The organism is Candidatus Pantoea persica, from assembly GCF_013753875.1.
In the GTDB taxonomy this organism is placed as follows: Bacteria; Pseudomonadota; Gammaproteobacteria; order Enterobacterales; family Enterobacteriaceae; genus Pantoea; species Pantoea persica.
This window is the reverse complement of sequence record NZ_SMDS01000009.1, coordinates 1-4,859: the sequence shown is the minus strand read 5'-3', so window position 1 is coordinate 4,859 and position 4,859 is coordinate 1. Positions and strand designations below refer to the sequence as shown.

4 protein-coding genes and 1 tRNA gene are annotated in these 4,859 nt (G+C 58.7%); 4 read left to right on the top strand and 1 reads right to left on the bottom strand.

Annotated elements, in window-relative coordinates:
* The first annotated feature begins 22 nt into the window (after window positions 1–22).
* Genes hemC through hemY form a run of 4 tightly spaced genes read left to right on the top strand, consistent with a single transcriptional unit; the run spans window position 23 to window position 4,048 of the window.
* Window positions 23–964: a hydroxymethylbilane synthase gene (hemC, locus tag EIO60_RS01950; protein ID WP_258575771.1), complete on the top strand. Its 942-nt coding sequence runs from the start codon at window positions 23–25 to the stop codon at window positions 962–964.
* On the top strand, window positions 961–1,701 hold the full coding sequence (gene hemD, locus EIO60_RS01945) for a uroporphyrinogen-III synthase (RefSeq protein ID WP_258575770.1): 741 nt from the start codon (window positions 961–963) through the stop codon (window positions 1,699–1,701). The genes hemC and hemD overlap by 4 nt, the downstream gene beginning before the upstream one ends.
* Before the next feature lie 24 nt (window positions 1,702–1,725).
* The gene (gene hemX / locus EIO60_RS01940) at window positions 1,726–2,847 is read left to right on the top strand and encodes a uroporphyrinogen-III C-methyltransferase (RefSeq protein ID WP_258575769.1); all 1,122 of its coding nucleotides are present in this window, start codon (window positions 1,726–1,728) and stop codon (window positions 2,845–2,847) included.
* Between the two features lie 4 nt (window positions 2,848–2,851).
* The gene (gene hemY / locus EIO60_RS01935) at window positions 2,852–4,048 is read left to right on the top strand and encodes a protoheme IX biogenesis protein HemY (protein ID WP_258575768.1); all 1,197 of its coding nucleotides are present in this window, start codon (window positions 2,852–2,854) and stop codon (window positions 4,046–4,048) included.
* Between the two features lie 633 nt (window positions 4,049–4,681).
* Here hemY and EIO60_RS01930 read toward each other — a convergent pair.
* Window positions 4,682–4,758, bottom strand: a tRNA-Pro gene (locus tag EIO60_RS01930).
* Window positions 4,759–4,859 lie beyond the last annotated feature (101 nt).

Here is a 4,859-nt window from a genome sequence, read left to right as displayed (position 1 = left end):
AACGATCAAAACGGTTAACAGCATGTTAGACAAAATTTTCAGAATTGCTACAAGACAAAGTCCCCTCGCGCTCTGGCAGGCACATTATGTCCAGCAGCGCCTGATGGCCGCGCATCCGGACCTGCGCGTCGAACTAGTGCCGATGGTCACTAAGGGTGACATTATCCTCGATACGCCGCTGGCGAAAGTGGGCGGCAAAGGGCTGTTTGTCAAAGAGCTTGAGCTGGCGATGCTGGAAAATCGCGCTGATCTCGCTGTCCACTCTATGAAAGATGTGCCGGTCGCGTTTCCCGAAGGATTAGGGCTGGTCACCATCTGCGAGCGCGAAGATCCGCGCGACGCCTTTGTGTCGAACCGCTACGGCTCGCTCGATGAACTGCCGAAGGGCGCGATAGTTGGCACCTCCAGCCTGCGTCGCCAGAGCCAGATCAGCGAGCGTCGATCGGATCTGGTGATTCGCTCGCTGCGCGGCAACGTCGGCACCCGCCTGTCGAAACTCGACGCCGGCGAATATGACGCCATTATTCTGGCGACGGCCGGCCTGAAGCGCCTGGAGCTGGAGTCGCGCATCCGCCAGCCGCTGCCGGCGGAAATCTCGCTGCCCGCCGTCGGCCAGGGCGCGGTCGGCATTGAGTGCCGTCTCGACGACAGCGTGCTTATCGACCTGCTCAGCGCGCTGAACCACGAAGAGACTGCTGTCTGCGTCAGGGCCGAGCGCGCCATGAACACCCGCTTGGAAGGCGGATGCCAGGTGCCGATCGGCAGCTTCGCCCTGCTGGAGGGCGACAAGCTCTGGCTGCACGGGCTGGTGGGCGCGCCGGACGGCAGCATGATGGTACGCGGCGAGCGTCGAGGCCCGCGGGCGGACGCGGAAGCGATGGGCATCTCCCTTGCGGAAGAACTGCTCAGCAAGGGCGCGCGCGATATTCTGCGCGACGTCTACCTGGGACAGCCGCCTGCATGACCATCCTGGTCATGCGTCCGGAACCCGCAGCCAGCGCGCTGGTGACCCGCCTGCGCGCGCTTGGCCGCACGGCGTGGAGCCTGCCGCTGATTGAGTTTGCGCCGGGTGATGACCTTGCTCGTCTGCCGCAGCAGCTTGCCACACTGCGCAAGGGCGATTTGGTTTTCCTGCTTTCCCAACAGGTTATCCATTATGCGCAGCCTGCGCTGGCGCGTCACAACGCGGCGTGGCCCGCCGAGGTAGACTATTATGCAATTGGTCGCAGCACTGCGCTGGCGTTTCACACCGCCAGCGGCCGCCATATCGACTACCCGCGGGCGCATGAAACCAGCGAAGAGCTGATCCGCCTGACCGCCCTGCAGCGAGTCTCGGGTAAGAAGGCGCTGATTTTGCGAGGCGATCCGGGACGCGAGCTGCTGGCTGATACCCTCACCGCGCGCGGCGCGGAGGTCGCGTTCAGCCAGTGCTATCAGTGCTGTCAGAAGCACTATGACGGCGCCATTGAAGGTCGGCGCTGGCGCAACCGCAACATTACAACGCTGGTTGTCACCAGCGGTGAAATGTTACAACAGCTGTTTTCTCTGTTCCCCGCGGTGGATCGCGAGGAATGGTTATTGGGCTGTCGACTGATCGTCGTCAGCGAACGTTTGGCTACGCTGGCCAGTGAACTAGGCTGGCAGGATATTCAGGTAGCCGATGGTGCCGATAACGATGCGCTGCTTCGCGCGTTACGCTGAACTTAATCATGGGATGTGCCACAGATGACGGAACAAAAAACGACCTCCGCCACGGTTGAAGAGACAACGCCAGCGGCAGATACGTCGCTTTCTCCTCGCCAGACCTCGCCGCACGGCAAAAAGAGCGGTGGCATGGTGCTGGGCGCAGTGGCGATTGTCGTCGCCCTAGCGATCGGCGCGGGCCTTTACCTTAACGGGAAACATCAGGCTGAACGTCAAATGCAGGCGAATCAGAGCCTGAGCGACAGGCTGAACTCCTTGCAGCAGCAAGCGGGCAGCGATAAACAGCAGCTGAGCAGCACGCAGAGTGCGCTGGACGACGCGCGCGCACAGCAGGCCGCCATGGCGAAAGAGCTGGAGACACTGCGCGACAAGGTCGCCACTATTTCCGGCAATGACGTGAACGCCTGGTTGATGTCGCAGGCCGATTACCTGGTCAAACTGGCGGGCCGCAAGCTTTGGAGCGATCAAGACGCCATCACGACGGCGGCGCTGTTGAAAAGCGCCGATGCCAGCCTGGCAGATATGAACGATCCGAGCGTGATCAGCGTGCGCCGCGCACTGACGCAGGATATCAGCACCCTCGCCGCCATCGACCAGATCGACTATGACGGCATTATCCTCAAGCTGAACCAGCTGTCGAACGGCGTCGACAACCTGCGCTTGGCGGACAATGACAGCGATGACGCGCCGATGGACAGCGACGGCGGCGAACTCACCTCGTCACTGCGCGAATGGCGCCAGAACCTAGTGAAAAGCTGGCACAACTTTATGGATGACTTTATTACCATCCGTCGTCGGGACAATACGGCGCAGCCGCTGTTAGCACCGAATCAGGATGTCTATCTGCGCGAAAACATCCGTTCGCGCCTGCTGATTGCCGCTCAGGCGGTGCCGCGCCATCAGAACGAAATCTATAAGCAGTCTATCGATACCGTTTTCAGCTGGGTGCGCGCCTGGTACGACACAAACGATCTCGCCACCAAAGCCTTCCTAGCGCAGCTGGATGAGTTGAGTCAGCAGAGCATCAATATGAATCTGCCCGACAGTCTGGAAAGCCAGCCGCTGCTAGATAAGCTGATGCAGACGCGCGTACGGAACCTGATTGCGCAGCCTTCCGTTGCCGCTGACCAGCAAGGAGGCTGAGCCCATGCTTAAGGTATTTATCCTCTTTGTTCTGCTGATCGCCGGCATCGTGGTCGGACCAATGATCGCCGGGCATCAGGGCTACGTGCTGATCCAGACGGATAACTGGAATATCGAAACCAGCGTCACCGGGCTGGCGATTATCCTGATTGTCAGCCTGCTAATTATTCTCGGCGTCGAGTGGCTTCTGCGTCGTCTGTTCCGTACAGGCGCCCGCACGCGCGGCTGGTTTACCGGACGTAAGCGCCGCCGCGCACAGCGCCATACCCAGACCGCGCTGATGAAGCTGGCGGAAGGCGATCACCGTCAGGTGGAAAAACTGCTGTCGAAAGACGCCGACCACGCTGAAGTGCCGGTAGCCAACTATCTGCTGGCGGCCGAGGCGGCCCAGCAGCGCGGCGACGAAATCCGTGCGAATCAGCACCTTGATCGCGCCGCGGAACTGTCGGACAACGATGTGATTCCGGTCGAGATCACGCGCGCACGCATTCAGCTGGCGCGCAACGAAGATCACGCCGCGCGCCACTGCATTGACCGCCTGCTGGAGGTCGCGCCGCGTCATCCGGAAGTGCTGCGCCTAGCGGAGCAGGCTTACGTGCGCACCGGGGCATGGGGCGCGCTGACGGATATTCTGCCCGCCATGGAAAAAGCGCAGGTGGGCGACGAGCAGCACCGCACCGATCTGCAACAGCAGGCCTGGCTGGGCCTGATGAATCAGGCGATGGCCGATCAGGGCAGCGATGGCCTGAAGCGCTGGTGGTCAAATCTGAGCCGCAAAACGCGCCAGCAAACAGCGCTGCAGGTGGCGATGGCTGACCATCTGATTGAGTGCGACGATCATCATACCGCGCAGGAGATCGTGCTGGACGGGTTAAAGCGCCACTATGACGACCGTCTGGTGCGGCTGATGCCGCGCATTAAAAGTGCGCATCCCGAAGCGCTGGAGAAAGCGCTGCATCAGCAGATTAAACAGCATGGCGCCACGCCGTTACTGCACAGCACGCTGGGACAGATGCTGATGCATCACGGCGAGTGGCAGCAGGCAGCCGAGGCGTTCCAGCAGGCACTGGCGCAGTATCCTGACGCCTACGACTACGCGTGGCTGGCCGATGCCTATGACCGAATGCACCGCCCGGAAGAGGCCGCAAAAATGCGTCGCGAGGGCCTGCTGCTGACTCTGAAAAACACCCCGAACGCTTAATGTTGTTGTTACTTGTTTACGCCGGGCTTGCCCGGCTTTTTTGCCCTTTTTAAAGACAAAAAAATACCGGCCAGGGGCAGGTATAAGATCAGGTCGGTAAGACAACCATATGGTACACCGACCCAACGGTGTGTCTGTTGACCCTGTAAGGCGTTAGCGATGCAGGCAGACAACAGGTACCCAAAATTGGCTCTGCGTCATTCCTAAGTTTATGCAGCATCAGCAGACATAAGATGTGGAATGAACATCCACTCACACAAAGCGTGCCAATCTGCCGGGTAGCAAATAAATAATTATTTTTCAAATAGATAAAACATCGATATTTACAGGTGACTTAATATTGTCTGTATCAGACGACAAATATTGGGTTGGCTGTCTCTTTTTAGAGATAAGGAAAGATCAATCTGATAAAGCCACTTATAATCAATATGCTATCAGTCTCCAACCGCTTTCTTCCCTAAGCCGCAACAGCGCTTGAAATCCGAATGATAGGGATGGAGCCGCAAAGCGCCCCGAGACGGGAACAAAAATGCCGGGAGCGTATTAAACAACGCAGCGCGTCAGCACCCAACCCACAGCGTGCATTTTCTCCAGACGAAAAAAAACTGCTTTTTCAGGCAGGTTTATAAAACCTGGTCGGCGAGAGAGGATTCGAACCTCCGACCCACTGGTCCCAAACCAGTTGCGCTACCAAGCTGCGCTACTCGCCGATAATTTTTATTGTTTCATTTGCCTGGTGCGAAGAGAGGGACTTGAACCCTCACGTCCGTTAAGACACTAACACCTGAAGCTAGCGCGTCTACCAATTCCG